The sequence below is a fragment of the Streptomyces platensis genome (assembly GCF_008704855.1).
Classification (GTDB): Bacteria; Actinomycetota; Actinomycetes; order Streptomycetales; family Streptomycetaceae; genus Streptomyces; species Streptomyces platensis.
Genome location: NZ_CP023691.1, coordinates 789,897 through 808,234, shown reverse-complemented (window position 1 = coordinate 808,234; position 18,338 = coordinate 789,897). Strand labels below are relative to the sequence as shown.

The window sequence follows — 18,338 nt, the reverse complement described above, 5'->3', positions numbered from 1 at the left end:
CTCCTCCCGTACGCCTACGGCAGCATCCAGGACAGCACCGGCAGCGACTGGAGATAGACCAGCACGCACAGCACCGCCAGCATCGCGACGCTGTAGCCGGCGACCTTGCGCAGCAGGATCCGCTCGGTGCCGGGCCGTTCCACCGCGGTGGCCGCGATGGTCAGGTTCTGCGGGCTGATCAGCTTGCCGACCACGCCGCCCGTGGTGTTGGCGGCCACCAGCAGGGTCGGGTCGATGCCCGCGGTCTTCCCGGCGGTCTGCTGGAGGGTGGCGAACAGAGCGTTCGACGAGGTGTCCGAGCCGGTCACGGCGGTGCCGAGCCAGCCGAGGACGGGGGAGAGCAGGGCGAAGAGCCCGCCCGCGGCGGCGAGCCAGGTGCCGATGGCGAGGGTCTGCCCCGACTGGTTCATGACGTAGCTCAGGGCCATCACGGTGGCGACCGTGGCGATGGCGGTGCGCATGTTCCGCAGGGTGCGCCCGGCGCAGGACAGTCCCGAGCGGGCGGTCATCGGGAAGCGGTCGGCGTCCTTCGCGCGGCTGTAGATCAGCATCACCAGGAGCCCGGAGAGCAGCAGCAGGGTGCCGGGATTGGCCAGGACCTCCAGCTTGTAGACGGCGCTGCCGGCGGGCGAGCCGTCGGGGGCGAGGAGGTTGCCGTAGAGGCCGGGCCAGTCGAGCTGGACGGTGAGGGAGCCGAGCAGCCCGGGTATGTCGAGTCCGCCGATGTCGAGCTTGGCGAGCGCGAAGACCGCAATGACCAGGAGGTACGGCAGTACGGCCAGGAAGGTGCGGCGGCGAGTCAGCGGTTCGGCCGTGACCTGGGAGCGCTGGTCGTCCGGTGTCGTGGGGGTCCAGAAGCGCAGCATGACCACCGCGGCGCCGAAGCCGGCGAGCGCGGCGACGACATCGGTGAGTTCGTAGGCGAAGTGGGCCGAGCACCAGAACTGGGCCAGGGCGAAGACGGTGCCGGTGGCCAGGGCGATGGGCCACAGCTGCCGCAGACCGCGCCGGCCGTCGACGAGGAAGAGCAGCAGCTGCGGAACGAAGAGGGCGAGCAGCGGGCTCTGCCGGCCGATGACCGCGGCGAGGGACTCCGCGGGGATGCCGGTGAGGTTGCCCGCGGTGGTGATGGGGATGGCCATGGCGCCGAAGGCGACCGGTGCGGTGTTGGCGACCAGGACGGTGACGGCCGAGGTGAGCCGGGGCAGCCCGAGCGCCATCAGCATGGCGGCGGTGATCGCGACGGGCGCGCCGAAGCCGGCCAGGGCTTCGAGCAGTCCGCCGAAGCAGAACGCGATGAGCATGGCCTGGATGCGCAGATCGCCGCGGCCGACGGCGTTGAAGGAGCGGCGCAGATCGTCGAAACGGTGGCTGACCACGGTGAGTTCGTAGAACCAGATGGCCGACACGACGATCAGCATCACCGGGAAGAGGCCGAAGGCGGCGCCCTGGGTGGCGGACAGCGCGCCGAGCCGCAGCGGCATGCCGTAGCCGAGGACCGCGACCAGGAGTGCGGTCAGCAGGGCGCCGAGGGCGGAGTGCAGCGCGGAGCGCTTGGCCGCCATCAGCAGCAGGAAGAAGGTCGCCAGGGGCGCCAGGCCCAGTAGCGCGGTGGTGGTGAGGCTGTCCCCGACGGCGGCCACGTCGGGGGTGTAGGCCGCCAGGGCAGCGGGCGGAGTGGTGGCCACGGAGTGCTCCTCATCGAGTTCTGCGCGCCGTCCGGCCGGTGGTGAACGTCCCGTTCCGGCCATCGCGGCGCCGTGTGGCTGACGATCGGCCCTCAGTAGCCCACCGAAGATGTCGCATGTCAATAAGGTCGGACCAAACTGCGTCCTTACTTTTCTCTCTCGGTTCGAGGGGAGTATGGTCGGACCATAAGCGCCAGGGAGGCTCTATGCGCATCGCCCTCTTCGCCACCTGTCTGGGAGACACGCTCTTCCCGGAGGCGGTGAAATCCACCGCGGTACTCCTGGCCCGTCTGGGCCATGACGTGGTCTTCCCGCCGCAGCAGACCTGCTGCGGCCAGATGCATGTCAACACCGGCTACCAGCGTGAACCGGTGCCGCTGGTGCGGAACTTCGCCGAACAGTTCGGCGACCCGGCGATCGAGGCCGTGGTGGTGCCGTCGGGCTCCTGCGCGGGCTCGGTCCGTCATCAGCACGAGATCGTCGCCGAACGCTACGGGGACGCGGCCCTCCGCGCCGGTGTGGCCGCCGTACGGACCAAGACGTACGAGCTGTCCGAGTTCCTCGTCGATGTCCTCGACCTGACCGACGTCGGCGCGTACTTCCCGCACCGGGTGACCTACCACCCCACCTGTCACTCGCTGCGGATGCTGCGGGTCGGCGAGAAGCCGCTGCGGCTGCTGCGCGCCGTCGAGGGCATCGACCTGGTGGAGCTGCCCGAGGCCGACGCCTGCTGCGGCTTCGGAGGCACCTTCGCGGTCAAGAACGCCGAGACCTCCACCGCGATGCTGCGGGACAAGATGGACCACATCACCGGCACCGGGGCCGCGGTGTGCACGGCGGGCGACTCGTCCTGTCTGATGCATATCGGCGGTGGTCTCTCGCGCATCAGGTCCGGTAAGCGGACCCTGCACCTGGCCCAGATCCTCGCTGCCACCCGCACCGCGCCGCACGTCCTGACGGAGGCCGCCCGATGAGCAGTCCGACCGGCCCCGCGACGCAGGGCACCTTCCTCGGCATGCCGGCCGTCCCCCCACGCTCCCCGTACGGGACGGGCCATCTGCGCGGTGAGCGCAGCTTCCCCCGGGCCGCCCATGACGAGTTGGGCAACGAGCAACTGCGCCGCAACCTGGGCAAGGCCACCCACTCCATCCGCGCCAAGCGGCTCGCCGTCACCGGCGAACTGCCCGACTGGGAGCAGCTGCGCGACACCGGCTCGGCGATCAAGACCGACACCATGAACCGGCTGCCCGAACTGCTGGAGCAGCTGGAGCGGAAGGTCACCGAGCGCGGCGGCACCGTCCACTGGGCACGGGACGGCGTCGAGGCGAACGAGATCGTCACCCGGCTGGTGCGGGAGACCGGCAGCGACGAGATCCTCAAGGTCAAGTCGATGGCCACGCAGGAGATCGGCCTCAACGAGCATCTGGCGAGCCAGGGAATCGCGGCGCTGGAAACCGACTTGGCCGAGCTGATCGTGCAGCTCGCCGACGACCGGCCGTCACACATCCTGGTGCCCGCGATCCACCGCAACCGCGAGGAGATCAGGGAGATCTTCCTCCGGCACATCCCGGGCGTCGACCCCGCATTGGACGCCGACCCCGCCCGGCTCGCCGCCGCGGCGCGCGCGTTCCTGCGCGAGAAGTTCATGACGACCAAGGTGGCCGTCTCCGGCGCCAACTTCGGCATCGCCGAGACCGGCACCCTGGCGGTGGTCGAGTCCGAGGGCAACGGCCGGATGTGTCTGACCCTGCCCGAGATGCTGATCACCGTCATGGGCATCGAGAAGGTCCTGCCCCGCTTCCAGGACCTGGAGGTCTTCCTCCAGTTGCTCCCGCGCTCCTCGACCGGTGAGCGGATGAACCCCTACACCTCGCTGTGGACGGGCGTGACGCCGGGCGACGGCCCGCAGGAGTTCCATCTCGTGCTGCTCGACAACGGGCGGACGGCGGCGCTCGCGGACCGGATCGGGCGCGCGGCCCTCAACTGCATCCGCTGCTCGGCCTGTCTCAACGTCTGCCCGGTCTACGAGCGGACGGGCGGCCATGCCTACGGATCGACGTACCCCGGCCCGATCGGTGCGGTGCTCACCCCGCAGCTGGCCGGTATGCACGGCGCCAAGAACGATCCCAACAGCTCGCTGCCGTACGCCTCCAGCCTGTGCGGAGCCTGCTTCGACGCCTGCCCGGTGAAGATCGACATTCCGTCGCTCCTCGTCGAGCTGCGCCACCAGCACACCGAACAGTCCGGAACGACCGCGGAGAAGCTGGCGATGAAGGCCGCGGCCGCGGTCATGAAGCGGCCCGGGCTGTTCACCGCCGCCCAGAAGGCGGCCGGGCTCGGACGTGTGCCGGCGGGGCGGGACGGCACCCTCTCCCGTCTGCCCCCGCCGCTCAACGGCTGGAGCGACAGCCGGGACACTCCCGCCCCGCCCAAGCAGACCTTCCGCTCCTGGTTCGCCTCCGCCGAGGGCGCCGCCGCGATGCGGGCCGCGGCCGAAGAAGGCGCCCGGCACACCGACGACGCCCCGCACACCGACGACGCCCCGCAGGAGGAATCATGACCGCGACCGCACGGGAGACGGTGCTCCGCCGTGTCCGGGACGCCCTGGCCCTCTCCGACGGGCCCGAAGTGACCGTCCCCCGCGGCTATCGCACCGGCCGCTCGCTCCCCGACGAGGAGCGGCTCGCTCTCTTCGTCGACCGGCTCGTCGACTACCGGGCACAGGTCCGCACCTGCACCGCCGCAACCACCGCGGCGGTGCTCGCCGAGGTGCTGCATACGCACGGTGCACGGAAGATCGGGGTGCCCCCGGGGCTCGATCCGGCCTGGCTGGCCGGGTTCGACGGGGAGACCGTGACGGATTCCGCGGAGGTGCCGGCGCCCTCGCTCGATGCGCTGGACGGGGTGGTGACGGGCTCCGCCGTCAGCTGCGCCGAGACCGGCACCATCTTCCTGGACGGCGCCGCCGCGGATCAGGGGCGGCGCGCACTGACCCTCGTCCCCGATCTGCATGTCTGTGTCGTCGAGCTGTCGTCGGTGCGGACCGGAGTGCCGGAGGCGGTGGCGCAGTTGACGCCGGAGCATCCGATCACCCTGATCAGCGGCCCCTCGGCCACCTCTGACATCGAGCTGGAGCGGGTCGAGGGGGTGCACGGTCCGCGCACGCTGGCGGTGGTGATCCGCACCGACCGCTGAGCGGCTGCGGCGCGTCCCGGGTTGACGCCCCGTCAGGGACGGCGGACGCGGTGCACGGGCCCGGGCCCGCCTACAGGCTCCGGTTGTCCAGCACCGCCACCGCCCGCCGCACCCGGGCGGTCTCCTCGGTGTCCACGTCCCCGACGAGCAGGTCCGGCCGGTCGCCCAGCTGTCCGCGTACGGTCCCGTCGGGGCCGATCAGCGCGCTGTGCCCGACACCGGTCGGCGCCTTGGTGGGGGCCTCCGGGTCGGCCTGCGGATCCGGGGCGGCCTGATTGACCGCCGCCAGCCAGACCGTCGCGTCCAGGGCGCGCGCCCGCACCAGCAGGTCCCACTGTGCGCGCTTGCCCGGTCCCGCGGCCCAGGCGGCGGGCAGCACCGACACCGTGGCCCCCGCGTCGGCGTGGGCCCGGAAGAGTTCGGGGAAGCGCAGGTCGTAGCAGGTCGCCAGGCCCACCCGGACCCCGTCGACATCGATGGTCACCACGCGCTTACCGGGGGCGACCGCGTCGGACTCCCGGAACCCGAAGGCGTCATACAGATGGATCTTGTCGTAGAACTCCTCGACCCCGGGCCCGGTGGCCAGCAGGGTGTTGGTCACCCGCCCGTCGTCCGCCGGGGTGAACATGCCCGCCACCACGGTCACGCCGGTCTCCCGGGCCACCGCCCGCACCCCCTCCGCCCACGGCCCGTCCAGCGGCTCGGCCACCTGCCCGAGCGCCGCCCCGAACCGCACCATGGCCGCCTCCGGAAGAACTGCCAGCCGGGCCCCCTCGCGTGCCGCACGGCGGACCTGGTCCTGGACGATCGCGAGGTTCTCCTTCGGATCGTTCGTTGCCGTCATCTGGCACAGCGCGATACGCATGCGGATCTCTTCTCTCTCGTGCGGTGTCTTCAGGACCTGGTTCCGGCGCCCGGCCCGTCTCATCCGGCCGGGAGCGTCGGTGACCATCCTGCCTGCCGACCGCCCGGGGCCGGCCGTCAGACAGGTGCACTCCTCCTCATCGTGCGCCGGAACCCGCCCCGGGAGCACGTCCGGGAGCGGGCCACGGCGATTCCGGCCCCCTCCGGACGGCACCACGGGCGCCCTGCTCACGGTCGGTCACCGGTCGAGATCCTGTGTGACGTGGCCCCGGTGCCGGAACCGTTCGGCTGACCTGCTCCGGGTGGGGCGGATTCAGACCGTGCTCAAGTCACCGCCCGTACCGGCGATTTCCTCCGGGCGCAGCAGGGCCGCGAGCCGGTCGGCCGGGAGCAGCCCTTGTTCCAGGACGAGTTCGGCGACGCCGCGTCCGGTGGCGAGCGCCTCCTTGGCGATCGCGGTGGCGGCGGTGTAGCCGATGTGCGGGTTGAGGGCGGTGACCAGGCCGATGGAGTTCTGCACACTGGCCAAGAGCGTCTCGGTGTTGGCGGTGATGCCCGCCACGCAGCGCTCGGCGAGGGTGCGGCAGGCCGCCCCGAGATGGGTGATGCTCTCCGAGAGGGAGTGCAGGATGACCGGCTCGAAGGCATTGAGCTGGAGCTGGCCCGCCTCGGCCGCCATGGTGATGGTGACGTCGTTGCCGATGACCTCGAAGGCGACCTGGTTGACGACCTCGGGGATGACCGGGTTGACCTTGCCGGGCATGATGCTCGAACCGGCCTGTACCGGCGGCAGATTGATCTCCGCGAGCCCGGCGCGCGGGCCGGAGGACAGCAGCCGCAGATCGTTGCAGCTCTTCGAGAGCTTGACGGCGATGCGCTTGAGGACGCCCGACAGATGGACGAACGCCCCGCAGTCCTGGGTGGCCTCGACGAGGTTGGCGGCGGTGACCAGCGGCAGCCCGGTGAGGGCGGCCAGATGGGTGCGGGCCGCCTCGGCGTAGCCCTTGGGGGCGTTGAGGCCGGTGCCGATGGCGGTGGCACCGAGGTTGATCTCGTGGATGAGGAGGACCGCCTCCGCCAGCCGGCTCTGGTCCTCCTCCAGCATCACCGCGTACGCCGAGAACTCCTGGCCCAGGGTCATCGGCACCGCGTCCTGGAGCTGGGTGCGCCCCATCTTGAGGATGTCGCGGAACTCCTCGGCCTTGGCCGCGAACGCCGTACGCAGGACGGCCATCGAATCGAGCAGTTCCCGTACGGCGATGATCGTGGCGACGTTGACGGCCGTCGGGTAGACGTCGTTCGTCGACTGGCTCAGATTGACGTGCTCGTTGGGGTGCAGATGACGGTAGTCGCCCTTGTCATGGCCCAGGATCTCCAGCGCCCGGTTGGCGATCACCTCGTTGGCGTTCATGTTCGTCGAGGTCCCGGCGCCGCCCTGGATGACATCGACGACGAACTGGTCGTGCAGCTGCCCGCCGGACCGGATCTCCCGGCAGGCGGCGGCGATCGCGTCGGCCCGCTCGGTGTCGAGCAGCCCGAGGTCCTGGTTGGCCCGGGCCGCGGCCTCCTTGACGGCGGCGAGCGCGTTGATCAGGTGCGGGTAGGTGGCGATCGGCGTACCGGTGATGGGGAAGTTCTCCACGGCGCGCAGGGTGTGCACGCCCCAGTACGCCTCGGCGGGTATCTCCCGGTCGCCGAGCAGATCGTGTTCGCGGCGGTGGCCGGCGGAAGTCATGGTGCAGCGGGTCCTTTGTGAGGTGGAGCGGAGGGGGAGGAGGCCGGGCGGGTGTGCCCGGCGGGGAGGCGATGGCGCGTCAGATGGATTACGGGGCAAGGGTTTTCGTCGCCCGCAGGGCCCCGACCGGGGTGCCGCCCCCGATGACGGGTGTGGTGGCGAACGGGGCGAGGACGTCGGGATCGACGCCGCAGCGCGCCAGGGCCGCCGCCGTCACCGGCATCCGGGCGCGGTCACCGCCGTCGGCGATCTTCACGCCGACCGCCCGGCCGTCCGGCAGGGCCGCGATCTGCACGCCCTCGAAGCCGTCCTTGGCGAGCAGACCGGGCACCGCCCGCACCAGCCGGGCGACGTCCCGCCGGCTGCCGGACACCATCTCCGGATGCGTGCGCATGGCGTGGGCCACCCGGCCCTCCCCGGTGCCGGGGGCGGCGGTCGCCAGCCGGGCGGCGGCCCGGGTCAGCCCGTGGAGGGAGACGGAGAACAGCGGGGCGCCGCAGCCGTCGACCGTGACCCGGGCGATGCCCTGGCCGGTGAGGTCTTCGACCGCCGCGGCGAGTTCCCGCTGCAACGGGTGGCCGGGATCGAGATAGCTGTCCAGGTCCCAGCCCCGGGTGCGGCAGGTCAGCAGCATGGCGGCGTGCTTGCCCGAGCAGTTCTGCGCGAGCCGGGTGGGCCCCAGTCCGCGCCGGATCCACTCGTCCCGTACGGCGGGGTCGTACGGCAGGTCGGGGACGTTGCGCAGCTCGTCCTCGGTCAGGTCGCCGGCGGTCAGGATGCCCCGGGCCGCGGCCAGATGCTGCTGCTCGCCGGAGTGGCTGGCCGCGACCAGGGCCAGCGACGGATCATCCAGCGGCGGCAGGCCCGCGCGCAGCAGGCCGACCGCCTGGACGGGCTTGAGTGCCGAGCGCGGGTAGAACGCGGCCTCGATGTCGCCCGCCTGGAATGCCACGCTCCCGTCGGCCGCCAGCACTACGACGGAGCCGTGGTGGACGCCCTCGACGATGCCTGCGCGCATCACATCGGCGACGGGGACATGGGCCGGTTCGCGGACCGCGGGCGGGGCGCCCGCGGTGCGGTGCGGCGGCAGGGTGGTGCGCTGACTCATGATCAGTTCTCGGTGCTTTCGGTGCCGTGGGGGTTGTCTGTGGCGTGGGTGTTGTCGGTGCGCTGAGGAGGGAGTGCGGTGTCCGGGTGCTCGCCGCTCGCCTGTGCCGCCGCGGCGTCCTGGAGGGTGCCGACCCGGCCCCGTACCAGGAACCAGCCGCCGACCAGCGCGGCCACGATCAGCGGCAGCGACAGCACGGTGGTGCGGCCGGCTCCGCCGTCGGCCCACATCAGCACCAGGACCAGGGCCAGGAAGGCCAGCGTCACGCACTCGGTCCACGGCGAGCCGGGGAGCCGATAACTGGGGCGGACGAGCAGTCCGGCCCGGGTCTTCCGCCAGAAGAGCAGATGGCAGAGCATGATCATCGCCCAGGTGCTGAGGATGCCGATCGCCGCGAAGTTCAGCACGATCTCGAACGCCTCGCTCGGCACGACGTAGTTGAGGCCCACGCCCAGCACACAGATGCCCGAGGTGAGCAGAATGCCGCCGTACGGGACCTGGCTGCGGCTCATCACGCCGGTGAACCGCGGCGCGGAGCCGGACATCGCCATCGAGCGCAGAATGCGCCCGGTGGAGTAGAGGCCGGAGTTGAGGCTGGACATCGCGGCGGTCAGCACGACGAGGTTCATCACGCCGCCCGCGGCCGGTATCCCGATCTTGGACAGCACGGTGACGAAGGGGCTCTCACCGGCCGAATACGCGCTCCAGGGCAGCAGCATCGCCAGCAGGACCACCGAGCCTACGTAGAAGACGGCCACCCGCCACATGATGGAGTTGATCGCCTTCGGCATGACCTTCTCCGGCTCCGCGGTCTCGCCCGCCGTGACACCGACCAGCTCGACCGACGCATAGGCGAACACCACACCCTGGATGACCAGCAGCATCGCCAGGGTCCCGGTCGGGAAGATGCCGCCGTGGTCGGTGATCAGCGAGGGGCCGGGGGAGTGGCCGGCGACCGGGTGCTGGGTGACGAGCAGGAAGATGCCGATCAGCATGAAGACGACCAGCGCACCGACCTTGACGATCGCGAACCAGAACTCCAGCTCCCCGAAGATCTTCACGGAGATCAGATTCACGGTCAGCACGACCGCGAGCGCGATCAGCGCGATCACCCACTGCGGCACCTCGGAGAACATGCCCCAGTAGTGCGTGTACGTCGCCACCGCCGTGATGTCGGCGATTCCGGTGGTCGCCCAGTTCAGGAAGTACATCCAGCCCGCGACGAACGCGCCCTTCTCGCCGAGGAACTCCCGGGCGTAGGACACGAACGCGCCCGACGACGGCCGGTGCAGCACCAGCTCGCCCAGCGCCCGCACCACGAGGAAGGCGAACAGACCGCAGAGCGCGTACGCCACGGCCAGCGACGGTCCGGCACTGGCGAGCCGGCCGCCCGCGCCGAGGAAGAGCCCGGTGCCGATGGCCCCGCCGATCGCGATCATGTTGATGTGCCGGGAGGTGAGGGACTTCTGATAGCCGGCGTCACCGGCGTCCACATGCCCGCCCTGCTGCTGCCGGGTTCCCTGTTGTTGCTGCCGTTCCGCCTGCCGGAGGGATTGCTCGCTCACGCGTGATCCTCGTCTTCCGTGGAGGGGGCCGTACGGTGCTGCGACCGCACGATGGTGGTCAGCGTCGTCTCGACGCGGGCGAGGTGGTGCGCCATGGCTTCCACCGCGTCGTGTTCGGAGCGGTCGACGAGTGCCTCGACGATCGCGCGGTGTTCCCGGTTCGACTGCTCGCGCCGGCCACCGAGCTCATTGAGGAATGCCGACTGGCGTGCCAGCGCATCGCGGATCTCCTCGATGACCCGGCGGAAGACCGGATTGCCGGCGGCCTGGGCGATGGCGAGATGGAAGAGGCTGTCCATCGCCACCCACGCGGTGGTGTCGGTCTCCTGCTCCATCCGCTCCAGCAGATGGTTCAGCTGATCGAGATCCTCCGTCGTGTGGCGCACCGCCGCGTAGCCGGCCACCGGGATCTCCACATGGCGGCGGACCTCCAGCAGGTCGCTCGCCGCGTAGTCGCCGAAGGTCGGGTCCGCCACGGCGCCGTCGGAGATCACGAAGGTGCCCTTGCCGGTGCGCGAGACCGTCAGCCCCATGGTCTGGAGCGCCCGCAGCGCCTCCCGGAGCACGGGTCTGCTCACTTCCAGCCGCCGGCAGAGCTCGGCCTCGGAGGGGAGCTTGTCCCCGACCGCGTACTCGCCCCGCTCGATGGCACTGCGCAGATAGTTCAGGACCGCTTCCATCGCGCTGATCCGACGGGGCATCTCGCCAGCTGTCTGGCTGTCTGACAGGTTCACCCCGGAATCGTTGATTCCAGTCGGGGGAGCTGTCAAGGGGTGCGACGCAGATCATCCCCGGATCCGGGCCCGGATCCGGGGATTCCCGCGCTTCCCCTCCCGCTTTCGTGTCGCTCCGTGCCGCATCCGCTACTGCGGGTGCGGCCATTCCTCGTCGCGCCGTCCGTCGCCGCGGAAGTCCAGCATGTAGAAGACCTTGTCGTAGCGGCGTCCGCCCATCGCCACGAATTCGGGCAGCCGGCCGTACTCACGGAAGCCGAGCGACCGGTAGAGGGTCAGTGCCCTGGTGTTGTCGGCCCGCGCGTCCAGGGTGAGGACCTCGATCCCCGCAGCCCGCGCATCCTCGACCAAGGCGCTGGTCAGCGACCGGCCGAGGCCCTGGCCATGAGCCTCGGAGGCCACCGCGATCTTCTCCAGATCCGCATGCTGCCGATTGGTCGGACGGGCATAGCGCAGCCAGTACCCCAGCCCGACCAGCCGCGGGCCCGCATACGCCGCCCGTAGCGCCCCGTCGCCGGTGTGGGCGGCGCGTACGACACGGTCGACCAGCTCCGCCACCTCACCCCGTCCGGGCGGGTCGACCCAACCGAGCGGGGCGCCGCCGCTGACCAGGTCCGCCAGGATCCGGTGCGCCGCCTCGGGGAAGTCCGCCGCCCGGTCTGCGTCGGCGGCCAGCTGGCGGCCGTCCAGGATCTCGGGCTGGGACTCGGGGTCCGTTCCGTTGGTTGTCGTTGGTTTCATGATCGGCAGCCTAGGGGGCGGCCGGCGCCCGCTGCCACGAGCGGCGGAGGGAGCAACTCCGGCCGCGGTCAAGGGGTGTGGAGGCCCCGGGGGGCCCGAGCCGGCCGCGCGAGCGCCGGCTGTGCGGCGACGGCGGGACGGCGCGCGCCGGACCGGGGCGGTCAGTGGGTGCCGGTCCAGCGGTAGCGGTGTTCGGGGCGCCCGGTGTCGCCGTATTTCAGGGTGAGGATGATGTGGCCGCTGCGTTCGAGGTGCTTCAGATAGCGCTGGGCCGTGGAGCGGCTGACGCCGGCGCGTTCGGCGACCTCGTGGGCGGACAGCGGGTGTCCGGACGCGCCCAGTACCCGGCGGATCAGGTCGACGGTCGCGGCCGAGTGGCCCTTGGGGAGCTCGGTGTGCGGGGAGTCGGTGGTCCGGAAGGCGCCGAAGATCCGGTCCACCTGTTCCTGGCCGGCCTCGCCGCGGCCACCTATCCCCGCGACGGTCCGGCGGAGTGCCGCATAGCCGTCGAGCTTGGTGCGCAGACCGGAGTAGCCGAACGGCTTGACGAGATATTGCAGCGCCCCGGAGCGCATCGCGTCCTGGACCGTACCGACGTCCCGGGCCGCCGTCACCATGATCACGTCGGTGCGGTGGCCGAGCTGCCGCAGCCGCCGGACCAGGCTCAGGCCCGTCTCGTCGGGCAGATAGTGGTCGAGCAGCACCAGATCGACATGGGTGCGCTCCAGCGTGGCCAGTGCCTGGGCGGCGGTGTGCGCGCGGCCGGTGACCCGGAAGCCGGACACCTGGGACACATACGCGGCGTTGATCTCGGCGACGTGGAAGTCATCGTCCACGACCAGGACATCGATCATCGTGAGGCTCCGCTCCCCAAGGGTCTTCGCTTCCGTGGCTCCATGCGTTCCGGGCGTTCCGGGCGTTCCGGACTCCGGGGCGCGCCCCGCGCCGAGACGTCCTCCGGGGTGAGGGCCTCGGGCAGGACGACGGTGAAGACCGCGCCGCCGCCCGCGCGGGCGGTCACCCTGGCCATCCCGCCATAGCGTTCGGCGAGCCGGCGCACCAGCGCCAGGCCGATGCCCCGGCCCCGGTGGAAGGTCACCGGGCCCGCCGTCGCGCGCTCCCCGGCGACGGACCGCGCGGCCTTGGTGGACCAGCCCTCGGCGAAGATCCGCTCCCGTAGCTCCGGCGGCACCCCCGGCCCGGTGTCCGAGACCCGCAGTACGGCGGTGCTGCGCTCGGCCCGCAGCTCCACCTCGACGAACGGCTCGGCGCAGCGGCGCTCGGCGGCGGCGTCCAGCGCGTTGTCGAGGAGATTGCCCAGCACCGTCACCAGGTCGCGCGGGTCGACCACCGTGTCGGGCAGCAGCGTCGACGGCGACACCCGCAGGGACACCCCGCGTTCGGCCGCGATCGCCGCCTTGCCGACGAGCAGCGCGGACAGCAGCGGATCGGCCACCCGCTCCGCGATCTGCTCCGCGGACGCCCGCTGCGTACTGGCCACTTCGGTGACGAACTCCACCGCCTTCTCGTACCGGCCGAGCTCCAGCAGCCCGCGCACGGTGTGCAACTGATTGGCGTGCTCGTGGTCCTGGGCCCGCAGGGCGTCCAACAGCCCCTGCGTGCTGTCCAGTTCACGTCCCAGCAACTCCAGCTCGGTACGGTCCCGCAGCGTCACCACCGCCCCGCCGTCCTGGGTCGGCATACGGTTGGCGACCAGCACCCGGCCGCCGCTGACGGCCAGCAGATCCGGGCCGGCCACCCGCCCGGCCAGCACCTCCGTCGTACGGCCCGGCGGCAGCACCTCCTCCAGCGCCCGGCCGGCGGCCCGGCAGTCCAGCCCCAGCAGCCGTCCGGCCTCGTCATTGACCAGCCGGATCCGGCCGCGCCGGTCGACGGCGACCACGCCCTCGCGGATGCCGTGCAGCATCGCCTCCCGCTCTTCGAGCAGTGCGGAGATATCGGCGAACGCCACCCCGTGTGTACGGCGGCGCAGCCGGCGGGAGAGCACGATCGCGGCCAGCACCCCGACGGCCAGCGCGGCGCCCGCGTACCGCAGCAGCCCGGGGATGGTGCCGAGCAGCCGCTCCCGGACGCTGTCGTAGGCGATCCCGACCGACACCGCGCCGATGATCCGGCCGCGGCCGTCGCGCAGCGGCACCTTGGCGCGGGCGGAACGCCCCAGCGTGCCGGTGTCGATCTGCCGCACCTGCCGTCCGGCGAGGGTCCGGCTCGGGTCGGTGGAGACATGCCGGCCGATCTCCCCGGGGTGGGTGTGCGACCAGCGCACTCCGCGGGTGTCCATCACCACGATGTACAGCGCGCCGGTCGCGGTACGGATCCGCTCCGCGTCGGCCTGCACCGGACCGTGGGCGTCCGGCGCGGTGGTGACCAGCTCCCGGGCGAGGTTCGGGTCGGCGGCGGTGGTCTGGGCGATGGACAGTGCCCGGCGCATCGCCTGGTCGTCCAGCTCGGCGCCGAGCGGGGCGAGGAAGAGACTGGTGGCGAGCACCATGACCCCGGTGGTCAGGGCCACTTGCGCGGTCAGTACCTGCGCAAAGACCCGTCGGGGCCAGCGGATCCGCATGGAGTCTCCCTTGTCTCCGGCCCTCCGCACCCTTGCGGAACCGAATCTTCCTTTTTCTTGTGGGGTGCCGGCACCGTAAGCCGTGCGTGAGCACCTGTGTACCCCCTGGTAGCCCCTTAGTGGTTCTAGCGTGAGCAAAATGAGCACAACAGGGTTTGCGCGCAGAAAGGCGGCTTGCGCCCACAAGGCTGCCGCTGCGGCCCCTATCGCTCCTAGCCTCGCGGGCCATGAGCAGCCACACGAGCCCCGCGATCGAACTGCGGGGTACGAGCAAGGCATTCCGGACGCCCTCGGGGGCGCTGCACACCGCCGTCCGGGACCTGGATCTGGTCGTCGAGCGCGGTGAGTTCGTCGCGGTCGTCGGGCCCACCGGATGCGGTAAGTCCACCACGCTGACGCTGGTCAGCGGCCTGGAGGAGCCCACGGAAGGCGAGGTGCTGGTCGGCGGTGAGCCGGTCCGCGGCATCGGGGACAAGATCGGGTTCGTCTTCCAGCAGGACGCGGTCTTCCCCTGGCGCACCGTGCTGTCGAACGTGATGGCCGGTCCCCGCTTCCGCGGCGTGCCGAAGGCCGAGGCCCGGCAGCGGGCGCGGGACTGGCTGGCCCGGGTCGGGCTGGCCGCCTTCGAGGACCGCTATCCGCACCAGCTCTCCGGCGGGCAGCGCAAACGGGTCGCTCTCGCCGCGACCTTCGTCAACGACCCCGAACTCCTGCTCATGGACGAGCCGTTCTCCGCGCTCGACGTCCAGACCCGGGCGCTGATGTCGGACGAACTCCTGGAGCTGTGGTCAGGTACCGGCGCCTCCGTCGTCTTCGTCACCCACGACCTGGAGGAGTCCATCGCCCTCGCCGACAAGGTCGTGGTGATGACCGCCGGTCCGGCGACCGTGAAGGAGGTCTTCGAGATCGCTCTGCCGCGCCCCCGGAAGGTCGAATCGGTCCGGCTGGAGCCGCGCTTCCTGGAGATCTACCGGGAGATCTGGTCCTCGCTCGGCGAAGAGGTCCGGATCACTCGCGAGAGGGGTGCCGCAGATGTCGCCTGAGACCGTTTTCCCGGTCAAGTCCCCGGCGGGCTCTGGCCGTTCGGAGCGCTCCCGGACCAGGGAACGGGCCGCGCGCCGGCACAGATTCCTGGTCCACGGCACCCGGGTGCTGCTGCTCGTCGGGCTGCTCGGGCTGTGGGAGTGGCTGTCCCGGGCCGCCGTGATCGATGCGTTCAACTTCTCGATGCCCTCGAAGATCTGGGGCCAGATGAGCCAGTGGGCGCTGCACGGCACCCCGCAGGGCTCGCTGTGGGAGCAGATCTGGTACACGCTCTACGAGGCGCTGCTCGGCTGGGTGATCGGTGTCATCGGCGGTGTGGTGCTGGGGATCGCGCTCGGCCGTATCCGCTTCCTCGCCGATGTGCTCGGCCCGTACATCAAGGTGCTCAATGCCCTCCCGCGGATCGTCCTCGCCCCCATCTTCCTCATCTGGTTCGGCCTCGGACCGGCCTCCAAGGTCGCCTCCGCCGTCGTCCTCGTCTTCTTCCCGGTCTTCTTCAACGCCTTCCAGGGCGCACGGGAGGTCGACCGCGACCTGGTCGCCAACTCCCGGATCCTCGGCGCGAGCAACCGCCAGGTCACCCTGCAAGTGGTGATCCCCTCCGCCACCTCGTGGATCTTCACCAGCCTGCATGTCAGCTTCGGCTTCGCGCTGATCGGCGCGATCGTCGGCGAGTACATCGGCGCGACCAAGGGCCTCGGCCTGCTGGTCGCGGCGTCCCAGGGCACCTTCAACGCGGCCGGAGTGTACGCCGCCATGGTGATCCTCGCGGTGGTCGCGCTGCTCGCCGAAGGGCTGCTGGCCTTCCTCGAACGGCGGCTCTTCCGCTGGAAGCCGGCCGATGCCGCGGGCGGCCGCTGAGCCGATCCCGTGGGCGGCCGCTGAGCCGATCCCACCGACCCGTTCCCACCTCACAAGGACGTGACTCATGCGCACCGCACGGAAGTTCCCCGCCGCTCTGGCCGCCGCCGGCCTCGCCCTGACCACCCTCACCGCCTGCGGTGGCGGCGCGTCCGGGGCAGGAGCCTCGGACGACGCGAACGGCAAGATCAAGATCATGGTGGGCGGCCTCGACAAGGTCATCTATCTGCCCGCGAGACTCACCCAGCAACTCGGCTATTTCGAGGACGAAGGCGTCCACGTCACCCTGCTCACCGAACCGGCCGGGGTGCAGGCCACCACCTCGCTGGTCTCCGGTGACGTGCAGGGCGTCGTCGGCTTCTACGACCACACCCTCGATCTCCAGGTCAAGGGCAAGCAGGTCGAGTCGGTGGTGCAGCTCGCGCACGCCCCCGGCGAGGTCGAGGTCGTCTCGAACAAGGCGGCCGGCGAGCTCACCTCGCCCAAGGACTTCAAGGGCAAGAAGCTGGGCGTCACCGGCCTCGGCTCCTCCACCGACTTCCTGACCAAATACCTCGCGGTGAAGAACGGTGTGCAGACGCACGAGTTCACCCCGGTCGCGGTCGGCGCCGGCCAGACCTTCCTCTCCGCCCTCCAACAGGGCTCGATCCAGGGCGGGATGACGACGGACCCGACGGTCGCGCAGATCCTGGACAAGAACCTCGGCAAGGTCCTCCTCGACATGCGCACCCCCGAGGGCTCGCAGAAGGCGCTCGGCGGTCCGTACCCGTCGTCCAGCCTCTACATGAACACCGACTGGGTGAACAGCCACAAGGAGACCGTGCACAAGCTGGCCAATGCCTTGGTGAAGACCCTCAAGTGGATGTCCACGCACACCCCCGAGCAGATCGCCGCGAAGATGCCCGCCGACTACGCCCAGGGCGGCAAGAAGCTGTACGCCCGGGCGATCAAGGACACTCTGCCGATGTTCACCGAGGACGGGGTGATGCCGGCCGACGGACCCGCGACCGTCGAGCGGGTGCTGAAGGCCTTCAACCCCAACCTCAAGAACGCCACGGTGGATCTGAAGAAGACCTACACCACCGAGTTCGTCAAGAAGGCGGGCTGACCGGGCCGAACGGGCCGGGCCGGCCCGCGGACGCGCGGCGGCTCAGACAAAGTTGATGTCCGCCCGGCTCAACAGCGGATCCTCCACCAGCTGCCACAGCGGTACGGCGAAGTTGCCGAAGCCGTAGCGGCCGCCGAAATGCAGGCCCAGAACCCGGTGGTCGGTGAGGTCGATGACGGGGGAGCCGCTGTTGCCGCCGAGCGTGGAACAGTCGTGCTTGATGACGTTCCGGCCCGGCACCAGCTCCGTGGCGGTGCCGGGCTGAAGCCGTTTGACGTTGTAGATGTCCATGAAGATCCGGCGCATCGACTCCGGCTCGTTGCGCCGGCCGTCGTACGCCGGATAGCCGACGCAGTACACCGGACGGCCGGGCAGATCGGCGGGCGCGTCCGCGGCCACGGCCAGCGGCGCGGGCAGCGCCCCGCCACCGGCCGGCGGCGCGACCCGCAACAGGGCCAGGTCCACGTCCTCATGGATGCCCAGCACCTCGACGACGTCATAGGCGAGGCCGTCTTCCGCCTCCCCGCCGTACTCCTCGCCCATGTCGAGCCGGGCGCTGATGCCCTGCTGAAAGGTCCAGCCTGCGCCGTCGCCCCGGGCGAACTCCGCCGCCACATGACGGTTCGTCAGCACAACATCGGGGCCGACCAGGAACGCCGTACCCAGCCAGTCCAGGCTCAGATGCCCGGACAGCTCCACCCGGCCCACCCGCGCGAGCGACTCCCGGATCGCCGCCCGATGGCCGTCCAGCACCGCCCAGTCACCCTGCTGCGGTGCGAAGTCATGGTTCTGGACGAGGATGGCGGGGCGGCCTTCGAGCAGCACGATGGCTTCCACACCGAAGGACTCGTCGTCGTCGATCTCGTCCGCCCGCCCCTCGGCGAGCTTCTCCAGACCGCTGACGCCCGCCGACAGCACCCGGGCCCGCTCCTGCTGGGCGAACTGCGCGATCTGCCCGGCGGGCAGCTCCTCGGCGGGCAGTTCCTCCAGGGATTCCGGGATTTCCCAGGTCAGCCCCTCCTTCACCCGCGCGGCGACCTCCCGCAGATCCGAGAAGACCTGCTCCGGACCGGCCGCCACCGGTGATCTGCGCCGACTGTGCATCTCGCCT

16 protein-coding genes are annotated in these 18,338 nt (G+C 70.9%); 6 read left to right on the top strand and 10 right to left on the bottom strand.

The window, feature by feature from the left end:
* Positions 1–14 precede the first annotated feature (14 nt).
* Positions 15–1,688, bottom strand: coding sequence for an L-lactate permease (locus CP981_RS03505; RefSeq protein ID WP_208852886.1), 1,674 nt, complete (start codon positions 1,686–1,688; stop codon positions 15–17).
* A gap of 206 nt (positions 1,689–1,894) precedes the next feature.
* Here CP981_RS03505 and CP981_RS03500 point away from each other — a divergent pair, with 206 nt between their 5' ends.
* From CP981_RS03500 to CP981_RS03490, 3 genes are read left to right on the top strand one after another with little or no spacing between them, the layout of a single operon-like run.
* Entirely contained in the window at positions 1,895–2,662 is a 768-nt protein-coding gene (locus CP981_RS03500; RefSeq protein ID WP_085923579.1) for a (Fe-S)-binding protein, read from the top strand.
* The gene (locus CP981_RS03495) at positions 2,659–4,248 is read left to right on the top strand and encodes a LutB/LldF family L-lactate oxidation iron-sulfur protein (RefSeq protein WP_085923578.1); all 1,590 of its coding nucleotides are present in this window, start codon (positions 2,659–2,661) and stop codon (positions 4,246–4,248) included. The genes CP981_RS03500 and CP981_RS03495 overlap by 4 nt, the downstream gene beginning before the upstream one ends.
* The gene (locus CP981_RS03490; protein ID WP_085923577.1) at positions 4,245–4,883 is read left to right on the top strand and encodes a LutC/YkgG family protein; all 639 of its coding nucleotides are present in this window, start codon (positions 4,245–4,247) and stop codon (positions 4,881–4,883) included. Before CP981_RS03495 ends, CP981_RS03490 begins: the two co-directional genes overlap by 4 nt.
* 70 nt (positions 4,884–4,953) lie before the next feature.
* On the opposite strand, the gene CP981_RS03485 is transcribed toward CP981_RS03490, so the two are convergent.
* The 8 genes from CP981_RS03485 to CP981_RS03450 all read right to left on the bottom strand — a co-directional run bounded on the left by CP981_RS03485 (position 4,954) and on the right by CP981_RS03450 (position 14,214).
* On the bottom strand, positions 4,954–5,748 hold the full coding sequence (locus tag CP981_RS03485; RefSeq protein WP_085923648.1) for a carbon-nitrogen hydrolase family protein: 795 nt from the start codon (positions 5,746–5,748) through the stop codon (positions 4,954–4,956).
* 312 nt (positions 5,749–6,060) lie between these two features.
* A complete protein-coding gene (gene aspA / locus CP981_RS03480) occupies positions 6,061–7,482 on the bottom strand; it encodes an aspartate ammonia-lyase (protein WP_085923576.1) in 1,422 nt (473 codons plus the stop codon).
* A gap of 88 nt (positions 7,483–7,570) precedes the next feature.
* Positions 7,571–8,590 (bottom strand): asparaginase, encoded by a 1,020-nt coding sequence (locus CP981_RS03475; RefSeq protein ID WP_085923575.1) that lies wholly within the window; start codon positions 8,588–8,590, stop codon positions 7,571–7,573.
* A 2-nt stretch (positions 8,591–8,592) separates the two neighbouring features.
* Positions 8,593–10,155: an amino acid permease gene (locus CP981_RS03470; RefSeq protein ID WP_244329530.1), complete on the bottom strand. Its 1,563-nt coding sequence runs from the start codon at positions 10,153–10,155 to the stop codon at positions 8,593–8,595.
* Positions 10,152–10,889 (bottom strand): FadR/GntR family transcriptional regulator, encoded by a 738-nt coding sequence (locus CP981_RS03465; RefSeq protein ID WP_085923574.1) that lies wholly within the window; start codon positions 10,887–10,889, stop codon positions 10,152–10,154. The genes CP981_RS03470 and CP981_RS03465 overlap by 4 nt, the downstream gene beginning before the upstream one ends.
* Before the next feature lie 129 nt (positions 10,890–11,018).
* Positions 11,019–11,630: a GNAT family N-acetyltransferase gene (locus CP981_RS03460; protein WP_085923573.1), complete on the bottom strand. Its 612-nt coding sequence runs from the start codon at positions 11,628–11,630 to the stop codon at positions 11,019–11,021.
* A gap of 161 nt (positions 11,631–11,791) precedes the next feature.
* On the bottom strand, positions 11,792–12,484 hold the full coding sequence (locus CP981_RS03455) for a response regulator (protein ID WP_085923572.1): 693 nt from the start codon (positions 12,482–12,484) through the stop codon (positions 11,792–11,794).
* Positions 12,481–14,214 (bottom strand): sensor histidine kinase, encoded by a 1,734-nt coding sequence (locus CP981_RS03450; protein ID WP_085923571.1) that lies wholly within the window; start codon positions 14,212–14,214, stop codon positions 12,481–12,483. Before CP981_RS03450 ends, CP981_RS03455 begins: the two co-directional genes overlap by 4 nt.
* A 227-nt stretch (positions 14,215–14,441) precedes the next feature.
* On the opposite strand from CP981_RS03450, the gene CP981_RS03445 reads away from it, so the two are divergent.
* From CP981_RS03445 to CP981_RS03435, 3 genes are all read left to right on the top strand, one after another.
* Positions 14,442–15,257, top strand: a complete 816-nt coding sequence (locus tag CP981_RS03445) for an ABC transporter ATP-binding protein (RefSeq protein ID WP_085923570.1) — start codon at positions 14,442–14,444, stop codon at positions 15,255–15,257.
* A complete protein-coding gene (locus tag CP981_RS03440) occupies positions 15,247–16,119 on the top strand; it encodes an ABC transporter permease (RefSeq protein WP_085923647.1) in 873 nt (290 codons plus the stop codon). The genes CP981_RS03445 and CP981_RS03440 overlap by 11 nt, the downstream gene beginning before the upstream one ends.
* Positions 16,120–16,186: 67 nt before the next feature.
* Positions 16,187–17,227: an ABC transporter substrate-binding protein gene (locus CP981_RS03435; protein ID WP_085923569.1), complete on the top strand. Its 1,041-nt coding sequence runs from the start codon at positions 16,187–16,189 to the stop codon at positions 17,225–17,227.
* Positions 17,228–17,269: 42 nt separating this feature from the next.
* Here the strand turns inward: CP981_RS03435 and CP981_RS03430 are convergent, their stop codons facing one another.
* Positions 17,270–18,331, bottom strand: a complete 1,062-nt coding sequence (locus CP981_RS03430) for a trypsin-like serine peptidase (protein ID WP_085923568.1) — start codon at positions 18,329–18,331, stop codon at positions 17,270–17,272.
* Positions 18,332–18,338: the final 7 nt, after the last annotated feature.